General features: G+C 45.5%; 23 protein-coding genes and 2 pseudogenes. 14 read left to right on the forward strand and 11 right to left on the reverse strand.

Annotation, left to right across the window (positions count from 1 at the left end):
• Positions 1-732 precede the first annotated feature (732 nt).
• Positions 733-2,373: a phosphoethanolamine transferase gene (locus GA565_RS22270; RefSeq protein WP_152200915.1), complete on the forward strand. Its 1,641-nt coding sequence runs from the start codon at positions 733-735 to the stop codon at positions 2,371-2,373.
• Positions 2,374-2,632: 259 nt separating this feature from the next.
• On the opposite strand, the gene GA565_RS22275 is transcribed toward GA565_RS22270, so the two are convergent.
• The 10 genes and pseudogenes from GA565_RS22275 to GA565_RS22315 form a co-directional block, all read right to left on the reverse strand.
• Entirely contained in the window at positions 2,633-3,565 is a 933-nt protein-coding gene (locus tag GA565_RS22275) for a hypothetical protein (RefSeq protein ID WP_152200917.1), read from the reverse strand.
• Positions 3,566-3,674: 109 nt separating this feature from the next.
• On the reverse strand, positions 3,675-3,839 hold the full coding sequence (locus GA565_RS24690; protein ID WP_193312013.1) for a hypothetical protein: 165 nt from the start codon (positions 3,837-3,839) through the stop codon (positions 3,675-3,677).
• A gap of 10 nt (positions 3,840-3,849) precedes the next feature.
• Complete coding sequence (locus GA565_RS22280) at positions 3,850-4,314, reverse strand: antirestriction protein (RefSeq protein WP_152200919.1); 465 nt, start codon at positions 4,312-4,314, stop codon at positions 3,850-3,852.
• 95 nt (positions 4,315-4,409) lie between these two features.
• Entirely contained in the window at positions 4,410-4,649 is a 240-nt protein-coding gene (locus GA565_RS22285; RefSeq protein ID WP_152200920.1) for a DUF905 domain-containing protein, read from the reverse strand.
• A 99-nt stretch (positions 4,650-4,748) separates the two neighbouring features.
• Positions 4,749-5,678: an Ivy family c-type lysozyme inhibitor gene (locus GA565_RS22290; RefSeq protein ID WP_152200922.1), complete on the reverse strand. Its 930-nt coding sequence runs from the start codon at positions 5,676-5,678 to the stop codon at positions 4,749-4,751.
• A 62-nt stretch (positions 5,679-5,740) separates the two neighbouring features.
• A pseudogene (locus GA565_RS22295) lies at positions 5,741-5,913 on the reverse strand (DUF4339 domain-containing protein); the annotation flags it as partial.
• A gap of 37 nt (positions 5,914-5,950) precedes the next feature.
• Positions 5,951-6,646, reverse strand: coding sequence for a transcriptional regulator (locus GA565_RS22300; protein WP_152200924.1), 696 nt, complete (start codon positions 6,644-6,646; stop codon positions 5,951-5,953).
• 226 nt (positions 6,647-6,872) lie between these two features.
• Positions 6,873-7,700: a DUF932 domain-containing protein gene (locus GA565_RS22305; RefSeq protein WP_152200925.1), complete on the reverse strand. Its 828-nt coding sequence runs from the start codon at positions 7,698-7,700 to the stop codon at positions 6,873-6,875.
• Between the two features lie 92 nt (positions 7,701-7,792).
• Positions 7,793-8,656, reverse strand: coding sequence for a GTPase family protein (locus GA565_RS22310; RefSeq protein WP_152200927.1), 864 nt, complete (start codon positions 8,654-8,656; stop codon positions 7,793-7,795).
• A gap of 124 nt (positions 8,657-8,780) precedes the next feature.
• Complete coding sequence (locus tag GA565_RS22315; protein ID WP_152200929.1) at positions 8,781-9,914, reverse strand: hypothetical protein; 1,134 nt, start codon at positions 9,912-9,914, stop codon at positions 8,781-8,783.
• 449 nt (positions 9,915-10,363) lie between these two features.
• On the opposite strand from GA565_RS22315, the gene GA565_RS22320 reads away from it, so the two are divergent.
• The 13 genes and pseudogenes from GA565_RS22320 to GA565_RS24985 all read left to right on the forward strand — a co-directional run.
• Positions 10,364-10,576: an AlpA family transcriptional regulator gene (locus GA565_RS22320; RefSeq protein WP_137398799.1), complete on the forward strand. Its 213-nt coding sequence runs from the start codon at positions 10,364-10,366 to the stop codon at positions 10,574-10,576.
• A gap of 103 nt (positions 10,577-10,679) precedes the next feature.
• A complete protein-coding gene (locus GA565_RS22325; RefSeq protein ID WP_152200930.1) occupies positions 10,680-11,213 on the forward strand; it encodes a secretoglobin family protein in 534 nt (177 codons plus the stop codon).
• 10 nt (positions 11,214-11,223) lie between these two features.
• Positions 11,224-11,604 carry a putative zinc ribbon protein gene (locus GA565_RS22330; protein WP_152200932.1) on the forward strand — a complete coding sequence of 127 codons (381 nt, stop codon included), beginning with the start codon at positions 11,224-11,226 and terminating at the stop codon, positions 11,602-11,604.
• Positions 11,605-11,930: 326 nt separating this feature from the next.
• Entirely contained in the window at positions 11,931-12,506 is a 576-nt protein-coding gene (locus GA565_RS22335; RefSeq protein ID WP_023301383.1) for an inovirus-type Gp2 protein, read from the forward strand.
• Between the two features lie 334 nt (positions 12,507-12,840).
• A complete protein-coding gene (locus tag GA565_RS22340) occupies positions 12,841-14,403 on the forward strand; it encodes an ATP-dependent endonuclease (RefSeq protein WP_152200933.1) in 1,563 nt (520 codons plus the stop codon).
• Positions 14,388-15,410 carry a DNA helicase UvrD gene (locus tag GA565_RS22345; RefSeq protein WP_152200935.1) on the forward strand — a complete coding sequence of 341 codons (1,023 nt, stop codon included), beginning with the start codon at positions 14,388-14,390 and terminating at the stop codon, positions 15,408-15,410. Before GA565_RS22340 ends, GA565_RS22345 begins: the two co-directional genes overlap by 16 nt.
• Positions 15,411-15,555: 145 nt before the next feature.
• A complete protein-coding gene (gene hsdR, locus GA565_RS22350; protein WP_152200936.1) occupies positions 15,556-17,997 on the forward strand; it encodes an EcoAI/FtnUII family type I restriction enzme subunit R in 2,442 nt (813 codons plus the stop codon).
• Between the two features lie 72 nt (positions 17,998-18,069).
• A complete protein-coding gene (locus tag GA565_RS22355) occupies positions 18,070-19,542 on the forward strand; it encodes an N-6 DNA methylase (protein ID WP_152200938.1) in 1,473 nt (490 codons plus the stop codon).
• Positions 19,542-21,302, forward strand: a complete 1,761-nt coding sequence (locus GA565_RS22360; RefSeq protein WP_152200940.1) for a restriction endonuclease subunit S — start codon at positions 19,542-19,544, stop codon at positions 21,300-21,302. Before GA565_RS22355 ends, GA565_RS22360 begins: the two co-directional genes overlap by 1 nt.
• A gap of 10 nt (positions 21,303-21,312) precedes the next feature.
• Positions 21,313-22,410 (forward strand): nuclease, encoded by a 1,098-nt coding sequence (locus tag GA565_RS22365; protein WP_152200941.1) that lies wholly within the window; start codon positions 21,313-21,315, stop codon positions 22,408-22,410.
• Positions 22,411-22,450: 40 nt separating this feature from the next.
• Positions 22,451-23,266: an HNH endonuclease gene (locus GA565_RS22370; RefSeq protein WP_152200943.1), complete on the forward strand. Its 816-nt coding sequence runs from the start codon at positions 22,451-22,453 to the stop codon at positions 23,264-23,266.
• A gap of 205 nt (positions 23,267-23,471) precedes the next feature.
• The gene (locus GA565_RS24905) at positions 23,472-23,597 is read left to right on the forward strand and encodes a hypothetical protein (protein WP_255474462.1); all 126 of its coding nucleotides are present in this window, start codon (positions 23,472-23,474) and stop codon (positions 23,595-23,597) included.
• Between the two features lie 12 nt (positions 23,598-23,609).
• Positions 23,610-23,986: pseudogene (locus GA565_RS24985) on the forward strand (type II restriction endonuclease); the annotation flags it as partial.
• Between the two features lie 96 nt (positions 23,987-24,082).
• On the opposite strand, the gene GA565_RS22385 reads toward GA565_RS24985, so the two are convergent.
• Positions 24,083-25,498, reverse strand: a complete 1,416-nt coding sequence (locus GA565_RS22385; protein ID WP_152200946.1) for a hypothetical protein — start codon at positions 25,496-25,498, stop codon at positions 24,083-24,085.
• Positions 25,499-25,503: the final 5 nt, after the last annotated feature.

Here is a 25,503-nt window from a genome sequence, read left to right on the forward strand (position 1 = left end):
CTATATCGAAATCCAGTTTGCCAAGCTTCAAAACGATAGGGCTACCTGAGTCCTTTGATGAGAACGCGATGACCCAGCAGGTATAGAGGTGTTGTTTGCGAATTCAACCTATGTGAGTGACTTAAGGTTTTGTTGAGTTCCGCTAAAAAATTCAATGCTAATTCAAGTAGCCCTATACATAATTAAATAAACTTTTAAAAATTATATTTAAAAAACTTATTTGTAAAAATAACTATAAAAATAAAAATCATCAATTTCATACTGATAACACATACTGTTTATTTAGTTAAATCTGTCGATATTGATTAATTCCAACGAAGGAATATTATGACACAACAAGTCAGCCATCTAGTGTTATTTGTAGTGAGTGTGCTTTCATTTAAGTCCCTAGCGTGTCTATAATGAAAAACGTCCCTTATGCCGTAAAAAACGTTTTTAATCAAAAGAAATAAAACTAATTATGACTAACAGCTTACAGAATAATATTAATAAAACATGCGCAAATAGTAAACTCGATTTAAATATTAGATAAAAATAGAGATATTGTAATTAGTACACCAATAATGAACATGGGGGATTAAAGCAACGCAAAAATTGGCTAGTAAGCTCCACGGCCTGGACAAAAGAGTGAGTGAACAATGTAAATATCAAATTAGACCGTTTTAAATTTATACTGAAACATAAAAAAAGTGTCAACTTCTAAATCCGTTCGTGTGGCTATGGATCAATCTAATGATTATTTTTGGAGGGAAAAGCCAGCTTATTTCCAGTAAACAGTTGATAAAGTTAATGGATAAAATACTGCCTTCTTCCATACCAAGTTTCGCTTCAAATTTTAAATGCTTTATAATAATAGAAAATTTATACCTAATGTTATTCACATTGTTCCTGCATTTTTCACTGGGGTACCCATATAAGTTAATCTATGTCTTTTCAGCTTTATCGGGATTATTATTGCTAAGACATATAATGAAATTTTTGTACCGAAGTATAGTCGTTATATTTACCCTGCTGGGTGCACTTTATGCGCCGGTCGGGATTAACTACGGCTACCCGGATGATAATGTCATCGGCTCCCTTATGTACACCAACGCAAACGAAGCCTATGAGTTTTTAGGTAACATCCCGGAGACTACCTGGTTACTTTCCGCGTCGATCATCTTTTTCGGAATCGCGACTGTTGGGTCATCATTTTACCAGCATAAAAACGCACCCAGAGAACGCGGCATTTACGCTTTTCTTCTGGTATTTTTCGCCGCCTCTACACTATGGTCCTCAATAAGACAGGGCCAACTGCTAAGCAGCGGATTACCTGAAATACGCTTTATTAATGATATCTATACATCTTACCTGGTGGTTCGTAATAACAACCAATATTTTGCCAGCATAATGACCACCAGCAGCATCTGGAAGCCGGTCTCTTTGCTCGGGCAGCATAAGACTTATATTCTGGTTATAGGAGAAAGCGTACGTCGAGATTATCTTCACGCCTTCGACGGAAAATACCGCAACACACCTTGGCTTGATAATGTCCCAGCTACGTTGTTTACTCAGTATATCTCTGCTGGGCCGTCCACCGTGCTTTCCCTCACAAACACTCTTGCGCGCAAACGAGGAAATGTGGCTGAACTAAATAACAATATAGTGGCATTGGCTTCCCAGGCTGGATTTGAAACATGGTGGTTGTCAAACCAAGGAAGAAAAGGACATTTCGACTCACCCGTGGCATTGATTGGAGAAAGCGCCGATCACCGTTATTTCACTAAATCAGCGAGTTCGGACGACCGGACGTACTCCCCAGATGATCAACTCCTGCCCCAGCTCGATAGCGCACTCAAAGTGGGCCAAGGCAAAAAACTTATCGTAATGCATCTGATGGGATCACACCCTCAGGCTTGTGTGAGAACGCAAGGTCAGTATGATACTGATGTAGGTGCGAGAGAACTATCTTGTTATATCAAATCTATTGCGCTCACAGACCAACTTCTAAGAAAGATCCACCTCATGGCTGAGCGTGATGGTGGTGACTGGTCAATTATGTATTTTTCTGACCACGGGTTGTCATACATTAACAAAGATACTTCAGGTGCTTACCTGACTCACGGTGATAAAACTCGCGAGAATTATGAGGTTCCATTTTTTATCGTCGATAAGAATCAAAAAGAACGAGTCACTATCTCAATACAACGCAGTGGATTACGCTTTCTGGAAACATTTTCTCAGTGGCTGAAAATTACTGATCCAGAAATAATGCAAAGCTGTGACATATTTTCTGCCAAAGACTGCGGTCCTGACAATCAGGTTCTAAATTTCCAGGGTCAACCGGTGAACTACGATGAATTACCCTCAGTTAAATCTCATCAAACATTCTGATAAATGAAAAGTTGGCGACTGGTGAATGGGCCATCTTATTGATGGCAATCAGCTTAGCTGAACCTGAATTTTCTTCAAAAAAAAGCCACCCGCAGGTGACTTTAATTTTCATACTAATGGTGCGAAGGCCGGACTCGCCAAATTAACTTAACAATCTGAATTTTATGAAAATAAAAATATCAATAACGACTTTATATACTCACTTGTATACTCAATAATTTTTTGTTCACGAATAATTAGAGGTGTCAAAGCGAGAAGGTTAATTTATCCAATCGTTAATACTACGACGTCGTACGTTTTTTTTCGGCATGATGATGGGTTGCCCCCAACTAAATATCGATGCGGACAAACGTATCTTTTCCCCATGAAAAATACATTTATACAAGCCAATTATCGACTTATGTAACGGAGGCTCAAGGTCCGCATTAAGTGGGTAGCCTTCAGGGTAAGCTCGGCGTTCGAACCAGTTAGCAATGCGGGATAACAGAAACATAAAAATCGCAGCAGCACCCAAAGCAAATGGAGTCGAATACCAACGGGAAACAGTATCGAAATCGTTCATGAAAACACGTAAGCCATACTCTTTTATGATCAGCGCACCTCCGATAAAAAATCCCGGTAACATATTTAGTACAAAGATAAGGGCCATCAATGAAGCCAGACGCTCAGGAACACTGGCTTTTACCTCAGCTGCAGTGTGATCGATCGGATGGCTCTGCCCGATAATGCGTCCACTTAGCTCAACATTGACGTAGGGGTCGCCTGTAACAAATAGCGGGATTACCAAATACTCCTCGGAATTGAGGCAATCGAAGTGTATTTGCAGTTGCTGATCGTTAAGCTGCTGGCAGGAACAGTGCACCTCGTCTTCAATCGCCATAATACGACTACCAACAATTTTTGCCTTATTACTAACCTTAACGATAAGAGGAGAGGTTGGAAGAAAATCATTTTCCACTACAGGAAGCGTTCCCCGGTTCCAGAGTAATAATCCAATGACATAAATGCCTTTTTCCCGAGAGCCATCCTCTGTTGCGATATGGAAGGGAATATCTTCGGGCAACTCCGCAACAATTGCACGACCAATGAGCCGGGCTTCCAACTGACGCTCCGGGCGTATATTTTTCTTCCCCAGTGTAAGGATAAGCCGTAAAAGTGAACTGAGCGGGGAAACAATCTCACCAAAAGACATTAAACCAACCTCCACTATTTAATCCCACTCAGAGTAAATAATTCGCAAGCTGATAACAATAGAAAAGTCCAGAGAGGGCAGTCCTGCGAGGCTCTGGATGGAAAAATGATCAGCTCGGTGCCTGCAGGAGTAACCAGTCCCTGACGTCGTGGCGGGAGGTAAATGGTACGCCGGGTTCGCGCGACTGTCGCTCCAGCAGGGTTATTGCCTTACGGATGGTGTGCTGTGCGGATGCCGGTAATTCGGCGGCAAACAGCGGTAACTGTGTTCCCATAGCGGGATCCTCAGTCGATAATGTGCATGATAGCACTGCATTCCGCGTGGTTGAGTGCGTAATCCCGCAAACGGTAATAGTGCTCCGTCATAGCATCACACTCCGTACGACAGGCATGGTGGCTGTAAGCGATAAGACAGACGGCGATACCTGCAGCCTCTGGACTCATGTCGGCACCGTTGCCATTCATGCTGTTGAACAGATTCCATTTATCACCACTGCCGTCATCCGGTTCTGGGGCCATAAAGGCTCCACAGTTGCTCAGCGTATAAAACTGCCAGATACCGCCGCTGTAGTCTGCACAGAAGCGATCCATCCAGGCAAAGACTGTGGGTTCAAGGATTATCCATTGTGGGATGTTGCCAAAGTGCTGTGGCCAGAAGTTAATTCGCTGTTCGTCGGGTACCAGCGTGGCACTGAGGGTGAAGTGCGGTTCGTTAGCGGGAACAAACTCGTACTGTGTCTGTGTTGTCATAGGGTTTCTCCGTCAATAAAAAACGCCAGCGGCGATGGCTGGCGTATGGGATGGGGTAATCAGGGTATGAAATGTATGCAGGTAAATGACTGCAGTCAGTCGGTGGATAATGCTCTGCAAATGCCATCCTGCCCGATATACCGGTTGAGGGCCGTACCGGCATCCGGTTCAAAGTTCCACGCCCGCCAGACCATCCGGCCTTCGGGGTCGCGAACCACCAGACGGAAGTGGCTGCCCTGGTCGTCTTCAATGGCAATGTTGTGATACCGGTGGGTAACAGCTTCGGCCTGCTGGCGAGTGAATGAACCCGACGGCAGTAATTGAGATTCGGGCATCCGGTGTACCTTAAAAGCAAAATCCCCTGTCGCAAAAGCGACAGGGGACTGAAAGAGAGGAAGGAAAAATAGGGTATGTTTCGTGTCGTAACGATAACACTACTGCTTAGCTGCCTGTTTTGCTTTTTCCCAGGATGGTCGGTTTGGGCCAGTGAACTCTTTCACATCTGACCAGTACCCGATCGGATATTGTATTACCGTTTCGTTGCCAACGCCGATGTCAACAGACAGATATTGACCACCTTTAATGGAGCCTTTGCGCACCCAAGCATTTGGACTACAGGTTCCGGTATCACGCTGTTGCCAGGATCTGGCATCCTTATCGATGATGTAAAAGTCACCTAATGCGCACCCACTGGCAGACTTGTGATTTAACACAGCGGCCACATGCTTGGTATTACCGACAATCACACAGCTATTCTGTTTACCGCCACACATGCCCCACAAGGTATCACCGTTTCCCCCAGTAAATCCCCAGATGGTATTTGGTGGCGGGGCATCGTTGGAAGTGGTAGTGGCTGCAGAAGATGGGGTGGGTGTTGATGGTGTCTGTCCAGGTAAGGCTTCTCCTTTCACCATCGCTCTAACTATCAGCCTCTCACTCTCGAGGGGGTTATTGACCCAGGTGTATTTTTCACTGCTGCTGTAAAAACCAACAACCCTCTGGAGGTCAGGTTGGTACAGGAAGACCAGGTTGTGATTACCGCAGTTCCCTTCTTCGCACATAAAACCTTTCAGGTAGATTTTTCCGTCAATTTTTACTGGTTCCATCGGACCTGCGGGACCATTCATCTCGTCGAGCGTAGTCGGTAAACCATTTTGTTTCATGGTCTCATCAAACGACTTTTTGTACGCTGGGTCGGTTTTGTACAGGTCGAAAGGATATGGGCAGGTATTGTTTTCTGACTGACAGTTCTTGGCTTCTACTGCCGTTTTGACAATTGCCTGGGCTACAGTCGGGGCCATCAGTGCGACAGACAATGCCAGCCAACTCCATTTCACACTTGCAGATAAATATTTTCTTTTCATTATAAGACTCCTTATAAAGCCCCTGATGCGTCAGGGGCTGTGGGCGTATGCTGGCGTATGGCGCTCTGAAGTAGCACCGAAGCTAGTGGGGGGCGGAGACAGGTTGCCACTCCGTCATTCCCTGTCGCCAAACCAGAGTGGCGGCAGTCAGTTCACCGTGAACAGTCAGGCCGGTGATGTCGTCTTCGGTCACATTGTCGTGACGTACGCCATTTATCTCGTAATGCCAGGTCATTGTTTTTCCTTGTTAACAGAGGTCATTAAACCAAAGCTCATCCCGATCCCCCGTTATCGGCAGCCTGTGACAAAACTTCACGGATACAGCGGAAGTGAGGAAGTGCCCGGATAAAGTCTGCCTGCGTGGTTAACTGGCTGAGACGTTTACGCGGGGTGAAGGGGGTGTTCAGGATTGTCACGGCATGAATGACTGCCAGGGGATGCACGGTGATATGCCCGTTAAGTTCGCCGGTGAGGTACCAGCAACCGTCGAGTGATATCAGGCGGTACGGGGCCAGTCCGTCACAACGTTCACCGTCAGCGAGCAGCAATACACGCTGGCTGCCGGTAATGGCGCTGACCAGCCGATAAAATACCAGCGGGCTGGTGGCCGTTATCGGCTGTGGTGACTGCCACACCAGGCAGGGGGTTCCATCCGATGCCAGCAGTGCGCCCGCCAGACGGCGGTCCAGCCCCGGAAAGATACCGGCCAGCCCGGCCCGGTATGCAAAAGTCAGCACGTCCAGTTCACCCTGTGGGCCAGCACCGGCCCGCAGGCGATAGCATCCCTGATGACATTCGAGGTCCAGATACATCAGCCGTTCGCGAAAATCCCGGTACAGGGTACGGACCGACACATCAAACTCGGTCGCCAGTTTTTGCATCTCTAATGTTTCACCCGCCACAAGACGGCTGATAATCAGCGACAGTCTGACCGCCAGCCTGTCGTAGCTGCGCTCTGTCAGTGGCATGGTGGTTCCTCCGTATTGTTAACTGACTGAAAGAAATAGGATTCTAAAGGAGGGCATTGACAGGATATGTCCACGGCGGGAACTATTTTGGGAAGTGCATAAAGCCCGTGATGATCAGGCCTGCGCGGATTTCTGATGACTTAACCGGCAGGTTCTGCGCACCCGAAATGACAGGGTGTGTCATTTATTCACATTTTCATAACCATGCCGGGGGGGAAATGTGAACTCACGCAGGCCGGAACCCGCTGAGCATGGCTTCCGCCATCACCCACAGTGCCCGGTTAAGCTTCACATCACCGTCAATGCCGCGCACCGCACGGGTATGCGTTCGTCCGCCTTTCGCACTCCGTCCACTGAGCCCACCCTTAATCAGGTTCTCCTGAATACGCTGGTACGTGGTCCACAGGTCATTGCTTTCATCCTGCCAGCGACGAGAGGAAAGCACCTGTGTCGGGGTAACCGGCTGGTGGTCCTCACCAAAGCGGTACGTCAGCGCGGCCTGCGCCAGAGCCTGTTGCGCAGGTGGTGGCAGCATCAGCGACTGCATCGCATCACGCTTCTCTTCCACACGGTCAAAAATCCCCAGCACTTCATACGCCCCCTCAATCACCTGACTCACCACATCGCCTTTGTGCGGCACCCGAACCTCACCAAACGATTCACCGCAGACGAGTCCGTTTGCACAAACCGCACGAAATAATCCCGGCAGCATCTGATACGAGCTGGTGCCGTCATGGGAGTTGAGCAGAATTATTTCCGGGACCTGTTTGCCGGTAATCTGCCCTTCCCGACGCAGACGTAACATATGCTTTGTGTGTTCGCGGCGACCAGGGTCACGCACCCGTGTCTGACAGGCAAAGAAGGGCTGAAAGCCTTCGCGCTGCAGGTTTTCAAGAACGGTAATTGTTGGTATCCAGGTATACCGTGCGCTGCGTGACGCATGCTTCTCCTCACTGAAGACACTGGGCACCACGCGAAACAGCTCCTCGCGGGTTAACGGACGGTCACGACGAATAAGGTTTGCTGCGCCAAAGCGCGAAGCCAGACGGGTCATATGCAGACTCCTCATAACGGGAAAACAATAAAAGAAAGCCCCGTCGCACAGGCGACAGGGCTCAGGAAATAACGGGTTAAGTGACTAAAAATTCAGAAGAATAAATTCCAGACGGTACGGGCGACCGATACCAAGGTATCGCGTACAGCCTGAATGATGGTCCGAACCGGAGCCGGTACCAGAGGCAGGGAACTTATCGTATCCAGCACCGAGCCGATGGTTTCACCAAAATCATCACGGGCTTTTTTATTAACGGCATCGGTACGAAGCGGCGCACTGAGCTGTGCCGCCACCGGGCTGCTGACCTCACGCGGCAGACAACGAATCATCCGTTCTGCCATCACCCGCAGTCCCCACTGCAGACGGACTGACACCGCACAAACCGGGTTTACCGGCTGAAAGAGTTCATGTAACAGGCAGATTTTGCGGCTGATATTGCGTTTCTGCTCTGTGGATAATCGTTCCCCACTGCTGGTGGGCTCAGCCTTATCTGCCTGACTGATAACAAACAGCACCTTATGCCAGTAAGCTTCTCCAATTACCTGACGGTAAAAATGCTCATCCACCGCCAGCGCCCGGTCATCGGCCTTAATAAGCCACAGCACCAGGTCCAGATGGGGGAGCTGTTGCCAGTACAGCGTGGCATATTCCGCATCACGACTTTCGCTTTCACCGACACCTGGTAAGTCCACAATAGTCATAAAGCGCTCGCCAACCTGCAAACGAAAGCGCAGGGGTTCACGGGTACAGGCCACTACATCGCTGACCGGCGATACCTCTCCGGCAAACAGGGCATTGCACAAACTGCTCTTGCCCGCCCCGGTTTTACCCATGATGCCAATCACTGGCTCATAGTGAGTAAGCTGGTTTATCTGCTGCAGAATACGCTCTGATGCCCACTGCGGCAGGCCAGAAAGCGATTGCTGCAGGGGCTGCAGGCCTTCCTGATTTTTCATGAAATCTCCTGAGATAAAGAAAACAAAAAACTGCAGAACCGTTAGGTTATGCAGTTAATGAGGTATGTTCAGGGAGATGATATATATTTGAATTCTTTTTAAATAAACAAAAGCATTTTACTTTCTACAGATCATTCCTGGCACACTCACTTTCAATAAGCAAGGCCATCATATCCAACTCAGAAATATCGTATTTCTCTGAAAGCTTCGTCAGTTTCTTTCTTATTTTTGCTGGGAGTTTTAGTTCTGCATTATTATTTACTGTCTTGCGACCCAGTTTCATCTTCCAGGCTTTTTCCAGTTCATCCATCAAAACAACCTTGTGCTTCCTCGGAGGGCAAACAGATAACTTTAACTCAAGGCGTTGCGGACTTATTTTTTTCTGACCTCTCGTTAATTCATCTAACTGCTCTTTAGTCCATCCCTGCCATAAATCGAAGGTTGCGCAGATAAAATGCCAGCGCTGAAAATTATTGAGTGGATTAACTGGAGGGGAAACGCCCTTATCCTTCATGGTATTCCAGACCCAAATGCACTGTTGTTCATTTTTAATATCCATCCATGAAAAAGCCTGTTGAAAATCCTCTTGGGCTCTTACCCATGCCTCATTGGTTTCTTTTATAAAACTCAGAACATTATTTATATCTAAGAAAGATAAAGTCTTTATTATATAAGCGGGAATATCTTCTATTCCTGTAAAATCCTTGACAAAATATGGGAAGGAAACTCCATTGGCAGGTTTGTTATTCAACTTATAAGTATTAAGCTTATTGATGATTTTATCTATGTCTTCTTTTGGATTTTCTTGAATGACGGATACTGTATTCATCAAACTGTTCTTTTCTAATTTTTCTTGTACCTTCAGCATTTCTTGTACATCTAATTCAGATTTGTTCTGATGAGGATTAAAAGCGAATGTTGGTGCGATTCCACCGATCGTAGCCCTTACTTCTGGTTGCTGCTCAGGTGTTTTATCAATAGCGATTCTAAATGATTTGGTTCCGAGAGCTTCTGCTGATAATGGATTATCATATTTTTCAGTTTTCGGCACAACGCAGCCACCTCTGGATTTTTGGAAATTAATCCCCAGGTAAAAAAAGAAAAAAAATGCAGCTCTTGGTTCTTTATTCAACCATTTTAGTTTGTTTTTTATCCAAGCCTTATTTTCTGCCTGTTCCTTACTGAACCTGATTTTTTCTTTTTCGGAACGCTCTATCTCCCATGCCCGACTTTTCTCAACATCCGTTTTTTCGTTCATTTTGTCACCACCCACAGAAATTCATTAACTTCATCTTACATAGTAAAAACGTAAAATAGCAATAGCGATAACGATGAATAAAACAAAAAAAATCATATATTTTTCATAGTTTTGGTGTAGTGAAAACGTATTAACAAAACATGGTTGAAAATTTAAATATCAATAACTTACAGAAAAAACACCTTTGATTTACTAGGTAATGGCTTGACTACGAAGAGCATACCTCAATCCGCAGTTTAAACATCAGGAAGAAGTCCTCGTGTCGAGCAGGCTGAGCACGTTCAATATGGGTATAAGGGGCATACTTAATCAGCAAGGCAGGAAGCGCTTCGGAGTTGGGCAACAATTATCTCTAATTTTTTACAGCTCCACCGGTATCTATGCCGGAGCGGGCAGCAGTGATTCATAATTCGACTCCGGTATCCATTTAGCTACCGGAGGGTCTAATCATGACCATTAAAACTTCCCTACTCGAAGACCAGTTCATCGATATGGCTTTCATCACGCAACTCACCCAACTTACTGACAAGTGGTTTTACAAACTGATTAAAGACGGTAGGTTTCCAAAACCTACCAAATTTGGACGCAGTTCCCGCTGGCGGAAAAGTGAAGTGGAAGCCTGGTTGCAGTCCCGTATCGAAGAATCCCACAAACAGCAGTAAGCCTTACTTCACCAAATAACATTCATCCAGGCCGTGCTTGCACTATCCGCTCTCTGCGGAGGATTACGGCTGCCTGAGATTTAATAATCAAGGAAAATTACCCATGAAAAACATCCAATTGCTTAACCATTACCAAACCTGGCTCAATGATTTTACTCGAATCAATTTGTTCCATGGTTTGTGCCAGCAGGAAATAGAGCACTGGCACAAGCTGGCGATTACATCGTGCATATCTTCGGGCGATATGACATCGGTCATTGTCGTCCCACAGTGTCTGCTGCAGGTCACTCAAACATCCCAGGAGGAAGAGTGTGCCGTTATTCCCCGACTAAACAAACGTACTGACTATTCTCTGTTGCCTGGGGTGTTGCTCAGTGAATGTTACCGTCTTGGGAAAAGCAGACTGGCGGAACAATTACAAATGTTATTCCGGCTGCATACGCAACCGGGCTTTCGACAAACGCTGACACTACTCTGCTGGTGTGAACTGGTTGCAGGCCGGGATTTGGATGAATGGTATTCGCTGCATTTACCGCTTCCTGACACGCTGAAGCAATGGATATCAGAAAAACAAAAATCATACCGAGGACTGAAAACGCTAACTGAAAATTATATTCGTGCCACCAGTCCAATGTGAGGGCTGGTGAATGCGAATACTGAAATGTTATATTGCACAGCGAGGCACCGGAGAAATTGTGCCCGTCCGCCAAGTGAATATAGCCGAAAGTGAAGACTGGCGCTGCCACCACTGTCAGTGCCCATTGATATTCCACCTTCCCACCAGAACGTCGCCGCCCTGGTTCGAACATGACATACTTCAGGGACTGCCGGAAGCACTGCTGCAGTGCCCTTATCTGACACCCGTCAATAGCAAGCCTTCAGCAGTGGCGAAGCTACAGCGCCTTCTGGCACAACTCCCGCCGGTCATTACGACTACCCGGTGGCAATGCACCATGTGCGGTTTGACGTATGGAGGCAGGAAAAAGTGCCCTCAGTGTGGAACAGGAATATACAGTCGAGAGGGATAAAAAGGGTTTTAGGACCTGACTTGTCGTCCGTATTATTTCCCCTCGCAAAGGTTCGAACCGGGGAAATATTAATTTCGGTTAATTAATATAATTAAGACTCACTCCCTGCTCGTAATCAAGTAAGCAACTACTGTCCGCAGCCAGTTCCATCTGCTGCCTGTAATCCATCTACAGTCGGTTGTTTTTCCCTGTTATGGATTTATCTTCGGCATTTCAATGCTGTGTTACGCAAACAGAAATACCGCGATGCCCGCTTCAGGGCATCGACACTATCCCACATATTAATTCAAAACTGATCCTGCTATCGGCGATCAGGAGATAACGCTATGAAAAAACGCAACTGGACACCGGACTGGTTTTTGAAATCTGTCCTTGATATGCATATTAACGCGATGGTTAATCGCTATTCCTGTCTGAGGGTAATACGGCAGGATCTTTTCTATCAAAAAAATACCTTTAAATATCACCATCCGGATCATCAGCAGATGGAGTCTGATGTCCGGCATCTGATGGACGAAATGATGAGTATGCCCGTAGTGGTGGGTTATTTTTGGGTAATTGAATGGACCGAGGATCACCTGTTCCATGCGCATGTGGCTTTCTGGCTGGATGGTAATAAGACTCAGAAGCCCTTTTTCTGGATGGAGAAGGCCGGGGCATGCTGGCGTGAAATCACGGAAAATGACGGCTGTTACTATCGTTGTGAGCATAAGCCGAACTATGAGGCGGATATCAATATACCGGTCCGTTACAGCGATTCGGGAAGCATTTCTAACATGCGCGACGTACTGGAATACATGACCAAGATTGAACAGAAAAACGCGCTACTAATGTACGGATGCAACGAAGTACCCGAGCGTCCATTGACAGGACGCCCCCGGAGTAACAGTACCTTAATCTGATCGTTGTTCAGGCCGCATCACATTGTGCGGCAATCACAATGATGTATACCCAGTAATGCCGTCTGCTTGGTCTTATGGGACGGCTTACCCTGCTTACAGGGTTTTAGTCGATGGTCAATTTCTGTTCGTAGTAACAACCAACCATCTAAGCCTAGAGCACTAGAACATCCTCTAAACCTGAACTGACCATGTATTTTGGATACAGCTCTCAAAAAAACAAGAAAATCACTGGTAAGATCATGTTTCGGTGAGGTTTTTATCTTGATATTTGAAGTTTACAAAATTTCACTTTGTTGGAGATAATGTTAGATCGCTCATAAATAGGGACTTTAGCATGCCTGTAATTACTCGGTTGATACTGCAAAATTTTAAAAAGTTTCCGCGCCTGGACCTGTTTTTCAATGCTGATCGAAACATATTCATCGGTGATAATGAATCGGGTAAAAGTAGCATCTTACTGGCTCTTGATTTGGTTTTGAGTGACAGTAGACATCGTGTTGAAACTCTAAGCGTTGAATCCCTTATTTCACAATCTGCGGTGGAGAATTTTCTGGCGGGTGAACGACGGGCAGATCTGCTACCAGTACTTATCGCTGACGTCTTTCTTCATCAAGGTAACAATCCTGATCTCAATGGCCGACAGAATCTAGCTGGCATAGATGCCGATGGCCTCAGAATGCGAATTGCACCGATGCTTGACGAATATAGCGAGGACATTCGACAAGTTTTGCAGCAGGATCCGACAAATTTCCCTTTCGAATACTATGCGGTTAAATTCACAACTTTTTCTGGAAGCCATTTTGCGAGCTTCAGGCGCTACCTGCGGCATCTGCTTCTTGAAAACGCACGCATCGATAGTGATCATGCCGCATTAGACTATACTCGCACAGTTTATGGTGTGAATGTGCCTGTCGCGGAACGGTACCGCCTTGAGAACAGTTATCGTCAACAAAAAAATCTCTTCTGTAATCAGCAATTGTCCGCTGTTAACAGCACGCTGGAAGATTATCAGTTTGGTATCCGTTCGGGAGCTAAATCTGGACTCGAAGCTAACCTGGATATTACTGAAGGTGGGATCTCTATCCGTAATAGGGGTAAAGGCCGGCAATGCTTTATCAAAACGGAGTTTGCCCTACGAAGGCATCAGCAACAGGGTGAGCTTCATTCATTATTGCTTGAGGAGCCGGAAAACCATCTTAGTCACGTGAGTATGAAAAAGCTGGTTAATCAGCTTGCCGCAGAGCAACAGAAACAACTTTTCATCGCAACACATAGCAGCCATATTTCATCCCGTCTTGATCTGCGTAAAGCAATCCTCTTTGGGGAATCCCGACCCGTTTTATTAAATGAGCTTTCAGATGAAACGGCAGCTTTCTTTATGAAGGCACCAGATAATAATGTTCTTGAATTTGCTCTGGCGAGACGAGTATTACTGGTAGAAGGTGATGCCGAATATATCCTAATCGAGTCTTTTTACCGTCAGCTCTTCAATACCGCCCCTGAAGATGATGGTGTTCATATTATCGCTATTGGCGGTACTAGTTTCCGCCGTTATCTTGAATTGGCACTTTTACTGGGGAATCGAGTAGCTGCTTTACGAGACAACGATAGCAACTACCAACAGAATTGCTCCGAACGTTATGCTGATATTATCTGCGATCACATCAATGTTTTCGCCGATCACAACGATGAGCGATCAACGTTTGAAATCTGTCTGTATCAGGACAATATGGCGTTATGTGAGCTGCTGTTTGGAGAAGGCCGACGAACATTGACAGTGCAAGACTATATGCTGGCCAATAAGGCAGAAGCTGCATTTAAGCTGTTACAACATGATGGAGAAGAACTCTGTGTTCCTGACTACATTCAGGAGGCTCTGGCATGGCTAAGAGGGTGATTTTTGCCGTTGCTGGCTCAGGTAAAACCACACTACTGATAGACAGACTCACGGTAAACAGTCGTACACTTATTCTGACGCACACCATCAATAACGAGACACATCTGCGATCCAAGATCATAAGTTTGTTTGGGTTTATGCCTGAAGGAATTCGTGTAATGACTTGGTTTGAATTTCTTCACGGTTTCTGTTTTCGCCCTTTTCTCCAGGAACATTTGGCTTCTCGAGGCTTGAGTTTTTCCCAACCGCCACAGAGGATCCCACGAACTAATCGACTGCATTATCAGGACAATCGTGGCCGCATATATCATCGGCGGCTTGCACAATTATTAATGGCTAGAGGTATGTTGCCGGATATATGCAATCGTCTTGAGCGATACTACGACGAACTATTAGTCGATGAAGTACAGGATTTTGCTGGAAATGATTTTAATTTTTTATTAGCGCTTTGCGAGGCAGAAATGTCGGTCCTTTTTGCCGGGGATTTCTACCAGCATACCTTTGATACAAGCAGGGATGGCAATGTTAATTCCACGCTTCATGACGATATTAACCGATATGAAGCCCGCTTCACTGCTGCTGGAGTGATGGTGGATCGTGATACACTCAGTAGAACGTGGCGTTGCTCAAGCACAGTATGTGAATTCATTACTGAGAGGCTTAATATACGCATTGATGCACATGACTTACGTGAAACATCAATTGATATAGTAACCGAGACTGAGCATGTAGCCGCCTTACATGCAGACGATTCTGTCATTAAGCTTTTCTATAGTGAACACCATCGTTATGGTTGTTACTCTCTAAATTGGGGAGCCAGTAAAGGACTGGATCATTTTCAGGACGTATGCATTGTGATGGGTGCTACGCACTGGCGTCTTCTAAATAGATCGAATCTACAAACACTTCCACCTTCGTCACGCAATAAGCTTTATGTAGCTTGCTCCCGAGCTCGGGGAAACATTTATTTCGTTTCTGAAGCGAACTTCAGAAATTACAAAAGATGAAAAAACCATGGTAGCTAAGTGGCAGAAATTGTTCTGCCAAATAAGGACCAGGACACTAGCTGCCACAAACTTCGTTTCAAGTCATTACCTGAAACACAAATCTGTGTAAAATCAGAGCTAACCCAATTTCGTGGAGTGCCCTGCTATGGCTGGCGTGAACAAAACGCACCTGACTGAAACGGATATCATCAGCAAATTTATCCTGCCTGCGGTTAAGGATGCTGGTTGGGATGATTTGGCGCAGATTCGCCAGGAAGTGAAACTGCGAGATGGTAAGATTGTGGTTCGCGGAAAGCTGGCCTCACGTATCAAAGTTAAGTCTGCCGATATCGTGCTGTATCACAAGCCTAACTTGCCATTGGCAGTTATCGAAGCCAAGGCTAACAAGCACGCCATCAGTAAAGGGATGCAGCAGGGGATGGACTACGCTAGCCTGCTCGATGTTCCCTTTGTATTTGCCTCCAACGGTGATGGGTTTATCTTCCACGATAAAACCAATCCACAGCAGCTCGAATCCGAAATTGCCCTAAGCGACTTCCCAACACCTGAACAGCTCTGGCAAAAATACTGTGTCTGGAAAGGGTTCACTCAGGAGCAGCTGCCCGTTATCAGTCAGGACTATTTTGACGACGGTAGCGGGAAAGCTCCCCGTTACTATCAGATGCAGGCGATTAACCGAACGGTGGATGCCGTATCGGCAGGTAAGAACCGTATTCTGCTGGTCATGGCCACGGGTACGGGCAAAACGTATACCGCATTCCAGATAATCTGGCGGCTGTGGAAAGCCAAAAACAAAAAACGCATCCTCTTCCTCGCGGACCGCAATATTCTGGTCGATCAAACTAAAAATAACGATTTTCAACCTTTCGGTACGGCGATGACTAAAGTCACCGGGCGTACCATCGATCCGGCCTATGAGGTGCATCTGGCGTTGTACCAGGCGATTACCGGACCGGAAGAGCATCAAAAAGCGTATAAGCAGGTGGCCCCGGATTTCTTTGACCTGATTGTGATTGACGAATGCCACCGCGGCAGCGCGTCTGAAGATTCTGCCTGGCGAGAGATTCTGGAGTATTTCGGTAGCGCCACTCAGGTCGGTCTGACGGCAACGCCAAAAGAAACGGAAGACGTCTCCAATATCGATTACTTCGGTGAGCCGGTTTACACCTATTCGCTGAAAGAGGGTATTGAAGACGGTTTCCTCGCCCCTTACAAAGTCGTGCGCGTTGATATTGACGTTGACGTCCAGGGCTGGCGGCCCGTCAAAGGTCAACTGGATAAATACGGCGAAGAGATTGAAGACCGTATCTACAATCTGAAAGATTTTGATCGCACGCTGGTGATTGATGAGCGCACCATGCTGGTGGCGCAGACCATCACCGATTACCTGAAACGTACCAACCCGATGGATAAAACCATCGTTTTCTGCAACGACATCGATCACGCCGATCGAATGCGCCATGCGCTGGTGGTGCTCAACCCCGAGCAGGTGTTGAAGAACGAAAAGTACGTGATGAAAATCACCGGCGACGATGATATCGGCAAGGCGCAACTGGATAACTTTATCAATCCTAAAAAAGCCTACCCGGTTATCGCGACAACGTCAGAGTTGATGACCACCGGCGTTGATGCGCAGACCTGTAAGCTGGTGGTATTGGATCAAAACATTCAGTCGATGACCAAGTTTAAACAGATCATTGGGCGCGGCACGCGCATCAACGAAAAACACGGCAAGCTGTGGTTCACTATTCTCGATTTCAAAAAAGCGACCGAGCTGTTTGCCGACCCACGCTTTGATGGCCTGCCAGAAAAAGTGCTGGTGGTAAACCCCGGTGATATTTCTGACAAAGATTCAGACTTCAATGAACAACTGGATGCGGAAAATAACGCGGATGACGGCGATAATGATGCCAGTGAAGCGCGAGAAGACGTCTCTGACTATCAGGTTAATCGTGACAAGCAAGCGGGCAACGGTGAGTTCCATGACGATGATGAAAACAAAGTCCGCAAATTCTATGTGAATGGCGTGGATGTAAAAGTGCTGGCTAAGCGCGTTCAGTATTACGATTCTGATGGCAAACTGGTGACTGAATCCTTCCAGGATTACACCCGTAAAACGATGCTCAAAGACAGCGAATACGCCTCACTGGATAGCTTCGTGCGCAAATGGCAGGATGCACCACGCAAACAGGTCATCATCGAAGAGCTGGAACAACTGGGGATTCTGTGGGACGTGCTGGCCGAAGAGGTGGGTAAAGATCTCGACCCGTTTGATTTGCTCTGTCATGTGGTGTACGGTCAGCCGCCGTTAACCCGTCAGGAACGCGTGGCCAATGTGCGTAAGCGCAATTACTTCACTAAATACGCCGAGCCAGCACAGCAGGTGCTTAACACGTTGTTGGATAAATACGCCGATGAAGGTGTTCAGGAAATTGAGGATGTTCAGGTACTTAAACTGAAGCCGTTCGATACGCTGGGACGTCCGATCGAAATCATCAAAACACGCTTTGGTGACAAAAAGGCGTATGAGCAAGCCGTCAATGAACTGGAAAACGAAATCTACCAGTTACCGCCACGCTCAGCCTGACAACCTATAAATATATTGCCACTGGCCGCGTCTGCGACCGGTGGCATCCTTTTTTAAGTATGGAAAGAAAACATGTCAATTAGCTCAGTCATTAAATCCCTGCAGGACATCATGCGTAAAGACGCCGGTGTGGACGGCGATGCCCAGCGTCTGGGGCAGCTTTCATGGCTGCTGTTCCTGAAGATTTTTGATACCCAGGAAGAAGAGCTGGAACTGGAGCAGGACGACTATCAGTTGCCGATTCCGCAGCGTTATTTATGGCGTAGCTGGGCGGCAAACAGCGAAGGCATCACCGGTGATGCGTTATTGGAGTTTGTGAACGACGACCTGTTCCCGACCCTGAAAAACCTCACCGCGCCGATCGATAAGAACCCGCGTGGCTTTGTGGTTAAACAGGCGTTTAGTGATGCCTACAACTACATGAAGAACGGTACGCTGCTGCGCCAGGTGATCAACAAGCTCAATGAAATCGACTTCAGCAGCAGCCAGGAACGTCATCTGTTTGGCGATATCTACGAGCAGATCCTGCGCGACCTGCAAAGCGCCGGGAACGCGGGTGAGTTCTATACTCCGCGTGCGGTTACACGCTTTATGGTCAACCGCATCGATCCGAAGCTGGGCGAGTCGATTATGGACCCGGCGTGCGGTACTGGCGGCTTCCTTGCCTGTGCGTTTGACCATGTGAAAGACATTTACGTCAAAACCACGGAAGACCACAAAACCCTGCAACAGCAGATTTATGGCGTAGAGAAAAAACAGCTTCCCCATCTGTTATGTACCACCAATATGCTGCTGCACGGTATTGAAGTACCGGTGCAAATTCGCCATGACAACACCCTCAACAAGCCGCTTTCCTCGTGGGATGAGCAGGTTGATGTGATTGTTACCAACCCACCGTTTGGCGGCACCGAAGAAGACGGCATTGAGAAAAACTTCCCGGCAGAGATGCAGACCCGTGAAACCGCCGATCTGTTCCTGCAACTGATTATCGAAGTGCTGGCAGACAAAGGCCGCGCGGCGGTGGTGCTACCGGACGGTACGCTGTTTGGTGAAGGCGTAAAAACTAAAATCAAAAAACTGCTCACCGAAGAGTGCAACCTGCACACCATCGTGCGGTTGCCGAACGGCGTGTTTAACCCGTACACCGGTATCAAAACCAATATTCTGTTCTTCACCAAAGGTCAGCCAACCAAAGAGGTGTGGTTCTACGAGCACCCGTACCCGGACGGCGTAAAGAACTACAGTAAAACCAAGCCGATGAAGTTTGAAGAGTTCCAGGTGGAAATCGACTGGTGGGGTAACGAAGCCGATGGTTTTGCCAGCCGCGAAGAGAATAATCAGGCGTGGAAAGTCAGCATCGACAACATCATCGCTCGCAACTTCAACCTTGATATCAAGAACCCGTATCAGGGCGAAACCATCAACCACGATCCGGATGAGCTGCTGGCGCAGTACCAGATGCAGCAGGCGGAAATCAGCGAGCTGCGTAACCAGTTGCGCGATATTCTTGGTGCAGCTCTGGCGGGCAGCAAGGAGGCAAACTGATGACCGTTGAGAAACTGATCACCGACCATATCGATATCTGGTCCTCTGCGCTGCAAACCCGCTCCACGGCCGGGCGCGGCAGTAACGGTAAAATCGACCTCTATGGCATTAAGAAACTTCGCGAGCTGATTCTGGAGCTGGCGGTGCGCGGCAAACTGGTGCCGCAGGACCCGAATGATGAACCAGCGTCTGAACTGTTAAAGCGTATTGCCGCAGAAAAAGCGGAGCTGGTGAAGCAGGGTAAAATTAAAAAGCAAAAGCCTCTGCCGGAAATTAGCGAGGATGAGAAGCCGTTTAAGTTGCCGAAGGGGTGGGAGTGGGTGAGGCTCATCGATATTATGGCTGATATTCATTATGGATACACAGCTTCTGCGGATGAAACTAAAGAAGTAAAGTTACTGAGAATAACAGACATTCAAGATGATAAAGTTAATTGGGAAACGGTTCCCGGTTGCGACATCAGTGAAAAAATGGTTGAGCAATATAAGCTAAATAATAATGATATTGTTATTGCTCGTACAGGTGGGACTGTAGGAAAGTCATATTTGGTTGAGAATATGAATGTTCATTCAGTTTTTGCATCCTATTTAATAAGATTGAAATATCTTGGTCCTATGCAGGCTGGGTTTACAAAAGTATTTTTAGGCAGTCAGCTATATTGGAAGCAACTTTACGATGGAACGTCCGGTACGGGGCAGCCAAATGTAAATGGTAATACTTTGAAGGCAATAATATTACCTATAGCACCAATTAATGAACAGCATAAAGTGATATCCAAAGTTGTTGAACTTATGTGCCTCTGCGACCAACTGGAGCAGCAATCCCTTTCCAGTCTGGACGCTCATCAGCAACTGGTGGAAACCCTGCTGGCGACGCTGACCGACAGCCAAAATGCCGAACAATTTGCTGAAAATTGGACGAGGATTAGTCAGCATTTCGAAACATTATTTACCACCGAAGCGAGTATCGATGCACTTAAACAAACCATTCTGCAACTGGCGGTGATGGGGAAACTGGTGCCGCAGGATCCAAACGACGAACCTGCGTCTGAGTTGCTTAAACGTATTGAGCTGGAAAAAGCACAACTGATGAAAGACGGTAAAATTAAAAAACAAAAAACGTTGCCGCTAGTGAGTGATGAAGAAAAACCATTTGAATTACCTATGGGATGGGAGTGTATTCGACTTGGGGATTTAACCAGCAAAATGGGTTCTGGTAGTACACCTCGGGGCGGGCAAAGTGCATATGTTACCTCGGGGATCCCATTCCTTCGCTCCCAAAACGTGTGGAATGATGGTCTGCGTTTAGATGATGTAGTGTATATTGATGAAAATACACATTCAAAAATGGATGGAACAAAAGTTTTCCCTGGTGATGTGCTATTAAATATTACGGGAGCTTCTTTAGGCCGCACCCTAATATTTCCTGAAAATATCAAAGAAGCAAACGTTAGCCAGCATGTGACAATTGTTCGCTTATTGCTAAGGGAGTTGGCACCATTTGTCCATTTGGCTATTAGATCCCCTATTGTTCAGAACTTGATATGGGGCAGGCAAGTTGGGATGGCAATTGAAGGCCTTAGTAAAAAAACATTGGAGTTATTTGAATTTCCAATTCCTCCGTTATCAGAACAACATCGTATTGTTGCCAAAGCCAATGGGCTATTTATTATCTGCGAACAACTCAAATCCCGCCTGCAATCCGTCCAGCAAACCCAGCTCTATCTAGCGGATGCACTTACCGACGCAGCATTAAACTAAGGAACAGACGATGCCGGTTCATCATGCAATCTGGCGGATAGGGGAGAATCCCCAGCCGCTAACCAGCAGCAAACTTGCCAGCGAGCAACTGTTGGAGAAGATGATTTTAAATGATCCCACTATTCTCTCCGACCAGTGGATGATTATCGGTCATCAGGAAAATACGCTCGATAAAGGGCGTATCGACCTGCTGGCGATTGCGCCGGATGCTTCGCTGATCCTGATTGAACTTAAGCGCGACCGCACGCCGCGTGAGGTGGTGGCTCAGGCGCTGGATTACGCCTCTTGGGTGGACGACTTATCCACCGAGCGTCTGTCGCAGATTTACGAGAAATTCTCCGGTGGTGGCAATTTGGGTGAGGCGTTTAAACAACGCTTCAATACTGAACTGGAAGAAGAGTCGCTCAATCAGTCGCATCAAATCATTATCGTGGCAGCTGAGCTGGATCCCTCCACCGAGCGTATTGTCGACTATCTGAGCAAGAACGGCATCTCGATTAACGTTCTGTTCTTCAAGGTGTTCCAGCACGGTGACGAACAGTTCTTAAGCCGCACCTGGCTTATCGACCCAAGCGAAACGCAAACCAATGCCGCACAGGCCACCGCTACAAGTGCCAATGCGAAGGAACCCTGGAACGGAGAGTTTTACGTCTCGTTTGGTGATCCGCAAAGTCGAGTCTGGGAAGAGGCACGTCGCTACGGGTTTATCAGCGCGGGTGGCGGAAGCTGGTACAGCCAGACGTTAAAACAGCTTCAGCCTGGCAACCGTGTATGGGTAAGAATCCCGACAACGGGTTACGTCGGCGTCGGCATTGTTCAGAGCGCCGTTGAGCCTGCCAGTAGCTTCACCATCAACACTGACGACGGCGAAAAGCGGGCGATGGATCTGCTTAAGTACAGCGATCTCTATCACCGGAATGCGGATGACCCCGACAAGTCCGAGTATTTTGTCCCCGTTAAGTGGCTGGAAACCCGCAGTGAACATGAGGCGGTGAACGAGGTCGGATTCTTCGGTAATCAAAATACGGTCTGCAAACCTACAACTCCAAAATGGCGACACACTATTGAAAAATTAAAGCGATATTTCGGAAATTGGAATATAAATTAGCAAATTGAATTAAATAATATCATTAACGATGAGGGTTGGTATGGTTATACCAGAAGATGGACTCTTAGAGGTAGCTTGGTACTTTTCAAAGTTTGGCAAAAAAAATCCTCCATCTTTACTTGGGGTCGAAAAATGGAAAGATGCTGCCTCTCTTTTTTATCCTCGATTTGGTGAAGGTAAGACTTCAGAAGAGTTTTATAATAGTCTTAAAAATCATCGAGATCGTTTTGATTCATGGCTCAGTTCTACTCGAACAGGATGGCGGAATAAAGATGGAACCCCACGAAACTTGCCAGTGGCTTCAAAAATAGTCATGCAACGAATGAACATGTTGCCGAACTCAATTATTGAAAAATTGATTATATCTTATTTATCGATAAATCCTTTCGAGAAAGTCCAGCAAGATTTAGCACCGATACTTCAAGATACAAGCATTGATGATACAACTAGAGAACAGTTAATTTCAGCCAGACTTGGCCAAGGTCTTTTCAGGAAAGAATGTCTTAAACGTTATCCTGCATGTCCGCTAACTGATATAACATTTGAACCATTACTGAGAGCAAGCCACATAAAACCTTGGTCTGCATGCCACAACGGCACTGAACGACTCGACCCATTTAATGGAATTATATTAGCTGCACATGTTGACGTGCTATTTGATCAAGGATGGATATCTTTTTCCAACAATGGCCAGGTTTTATTAAGTAATGATATTGATAGAGCCTTAATTAAAAAGCTGCAACTACCAGAAAAGATTAAATCGTTCCATATCAAATCAATTGAGTATCTGAAATGGCATCGCGAGAAAATTCTGAGAAAAAAAGAAACATCCCAGAAGAAAGATAAATTTAAGTGAACAAAGAATAAAAAATTAACAACATGTTACTAACACTATCGTTATGGTCATTTATATAGACCATTACGACGTAACCACAATCAATTTAATCGCCTAACCCACTCCGGCTCATCGAGACCAACTCTTGAAAGACTTGAACTATATTCCTCAGCTCGCAAAGAATCGTAAACCAGCATGCCAATGAGATAACTCTGAGGAAGCGATAATGAGTTGGTTAGCCGAAGAAGAACGTCTATTTAGGACTTATGAGAGATGTTTTGTTCGTAATCGATTGCTTCAAGGATTTGGAGCTAACGGTGACAACATTGGTGAATTTGTTAATTTCTCATGAAGTGTTCAGAATCGAAGAAAATCAGGAGTTGGTTTTGCCTTTGAAAACCATTTAGGCCATTTATTCAAACTACATGATTTAAAGTTTGAAAAAAGCTCATCAAAAAATACAACAGAAAAAAAATTGAAACCTGACGTCTTTTCCCCCTCATTTGAGGCATGCCATGATCAAAATTTTGATTCAGAAAATTGTTCTTACCCGGTGCAAAAATAACATGTAAGGATCGTTGGCGACAAGTATTAGCAGAAGGAGACCGCATTACAACCAAACACTTGATCACTATTCAGCCTTGTATAAACAAGACGCAACTTACAGAGATGAAAAATAAATCGATCCAGCCAATTGTACCAGAGCCTGTCTGGGCAACATATCCTATTGAATATCATTAAGAACTACTAAGCCTAAAGGAGTTCATACAGCTACTTAAAAAAACATGGTTGAGTAAGGGGGAAGAGCCCCCCAAACGAGTGGTTAGTTTTTTTCAGTTATTTTCCTTTTGTTGAATTTTTATTTCTAAAATCCCCAGAAGATGATTTTAATTTTTTACTGCTAGAAGGTACTCTATTTTTATCTTCTATAATATTAAAAACCTGTTCCTGTAATTTATTGGATAAATTAAGAAAGTGAAAAACGGCATCTTCAAGAGCTCTCTCTCGTAAGCTGATATCGTTCCTCTTACTATATTCTTGCTCAGATACCCCCCCCCCTAAACGTATATGTAACGTGGCCCCAGGGACAACTTCTACAGATAAAGTCCGAGGTAACATTTTAGGTAGATCATTTAATAGTTCGGAGTCGTTAGACACATCTAATAACCAAGAAAATTCTAACCACGATACATCAGCAGGTGATACATCACTTATAATCAAGGAAGGCATAATCAATCTTTCAGCCCCTTTAACTACTCTTAACCATGAAAAATCCCATGCTTTACTTCCTACTAACGCAGCTATTATGCCAAACCATAAAAAAACAATAGGAAAACTCTTCCCAATTTTATTTAATAGGAAAAGGTGTGAAGTACTTCTGCCTACTAAAAATGCCGCTGCAGCAATTAAAGGACTCACATCATTGGCTACATCCTCTGATGTTATATTAGACAAATGATTTGAAATATTATTAAATGCAATAACTCGCTCCTCAATAGAATCACTTCTCATCAAGGTTAAAAGTTTTTTAATTTCATATACAACAAAAGAATCTTTATTAGAATCAATGTTATTATTGATGATTTCATTCGCGAATTTAAATACCGATTCGTAAACATCACTTTCATAAAAACTTATTGCCTTGAAGCTCCTCAAAAAATACAAAGCTCTATCTAATTGTTCAACTGAAACCGAGCGTTTCAGGAAACGATTATCTCTCGCTATTGCGCTTAGTCTTTTTTGGCATACAGTTAATAACTCATCACTTCCATGATTAAAAATAACCCTAGCCATTGGTAGAGTATAACAACTTGACAACCTAGATAATGCCATATTTTTTAGTTCTATATTACTATCAGAGATAGCCAACGCTTCTCCTACTGCTAAGCAAGCTAATTCTTCACTATTAATTTCTTCAGAGAGCAAATATTCCCCACGGGAGATTATTTGTTTATAATCACTATAAAGCATAACTCTTGCATATTGGCTTAAAGGAAATAATTCCTCAGCGTATACTCTAAGCCAAGATAAAATATCCTTGAAATAAGCATCATCTATTACCAGCATGCATATCTTATGTTTTGAATCAATAGATTGTGATTCGACTGCTCCGACTAACACCTTTCCAGAATGCACATCAAAATCTGATATTTTATTTTTCCAAAAAAACATATCCAACTGCTTAATATTAAATATCACATCAAACAGTTCCTCTTTACTAACAGAAATCCAATTAATTTTTTTATCTTTCATAAGTC

Origin of the sequence: Rouxiella sp. S1S-2, from assembly GCF_009208105.1 — a bacterium.
Classification (GTDB): Bacteria; Pseudomonadota; Gammaproteobacteria; order Enterobacterales; family Enterobacteriaceae; genus Rouxiella.

Coding starts and splice junctions, on each gene's coding strand:
- GA565_RS22270 (WP_152200915.1), top strand. CDS start 733: ATGATTATTTTTGGAGGGAAAAGCCAGCTTATTTCCAGTAAACAGTTG.
- GA565_RS22275 (WP_152200917.1), bottom strand. CDS start 3,565: ATGTCTTTTGGTGAGATTGTTTCCCCGCTCAGTTCACTTTTACGGCTT.
- GA565_RS24690 (WP_193312013.1), bottom strand. CDS start 3,839: ATGGGAACACAGTTACCGCTGTTTGCCGCCGAATTACCGGCATCCGCA.
- GA565_RS22280 (WP_152200919.1), bottom strand. CDS start 4,314: ATGACAACACAGACACAGTACGAGTTTGTTCCCGCTAACGAACCGCAC.
- GA565_RS22285 (WP_152200920.1), bottom strand. CDS start 4,649: ATGCCCGAATCTCAATTACTGCCGTCGGGTTCATTCACTCGCCAGCAG.
- GA565_RS22290 (WP_152200922.1), bottom strand. CDS start 5,678: ATGAAAAGAAAATATTTATCTGCAAGTGTGAAATGGAGTTGGCTGGCA.
- GA565_RS22300 (WP_152200924.1), bottom strand. CDS start 6,646: ATGCCACTGACAGAGCGCAGCTACGACAGGCTGGCGGTCAGACTGTCG.
- GA565_RS22305 (WP_152200925.1), bottom strand. CDS start 7,700: ATGACCCGTCTGGCTTCGCGCTTTGGCGCAGCAAACCTTATTCGTCGT.
- GA565_RS22310 (WP_152200927.1), bottom strand. CDS start 8,656: ATGAAAAATCAGGAAGGCCTGCAGCCCCTGCAGCAATCGCTTTCTGGC.
- GA565_RS22315 (WP_152200929.1), bottom strand. CDS start 9,914: ATGAACGAAAAAACGGATGTTGAGAAAAGTCGGGCATGGGAGATAGAG.
- GA565_RS22320 (WP_137398799.1), top strand. CDS start 10,364: ATGACCATTAAAACTTCCCTACTCGAAGACCAGTTCATCGATATGGCT.
- GA565_RS22325 (WP_152200930.1), top strand. CDS start 10,680: ATGAAAAACATCCAATTGCTTAACCATTACCAAACCTGGCTCAATGAT.
- GA565_RS22330 (WP_152200932.1), top strand. CDS start 11,224: ATGCGAATACTGAAATGTTATATTGCACAGCGAGGCACCGGAGAAATT.
- GA565_RS22335 (WP_023301383.1), top strand. CDS start 11,931: ATGAAAAAACGCAACTGGACACCGGACTGGTTTTTGAAATCTGTCCTT.
- GA565_RS22340 (WP_152200933.1), top strand. CDS start 12,841: ATGCCTGTAATTACTCGGTTGATACTGCAAAATTTTAAAAAGTTTCCG.
- GA565_RS22345 (WP_152200935.1), top strand. CDS start 14,388: ATGGCTAAGAGGGTGATTTTTGCCGTTGCTGGCTCAGGTAAAACCACA.
- hsdR (WP_152200936.1), top strand. CDS start 15,556: ATGGCTGGCGTGAACAAAACGCACCTGACTGAAACGGATATCATCAGC.
- GA565_RS22355 (WP_152200938.1), top strand. CDS start 18,070: ATGTCAATTAGCTCAGTCATTAAATCCCTGCAGGACATCATGCGTAAA.
- GA565_RS22360 (WP_152200940.1), top strand. CDS start 19,542: ATGACCGTTGAGAAACTGATCACCGACCATATCGATATCTGGTCCTCT.
- GA565_RS22365 (WP_152200941.1), top strand. CDS start 21,313: ATGCCGGTTCATCATGCAATCTGGCGGATAGGGGAGAATCCCCAGCCG.
- GA565_RS22370 (WP_152200943.1), top strand. CDS start 22,451: ATGGTTATACCAGAAGATGGACTCTTAGAGGTAGCTTGGTACTTTTCA.
- GA565_RS24905 (WP_255474462.1), top strand. CDS start 23,472: ATGAGTTGGTTAGCCGAAGAAGAACGTCTATTTAGGACTTATGAGAGA.
- GA565_RS22385 (WP_152200946.1), bottom strand. CDS start 25,498: ATGAAAGATAAAAAAATTAATTGGATTTCTGTTAGTAAAGAGGAACTG.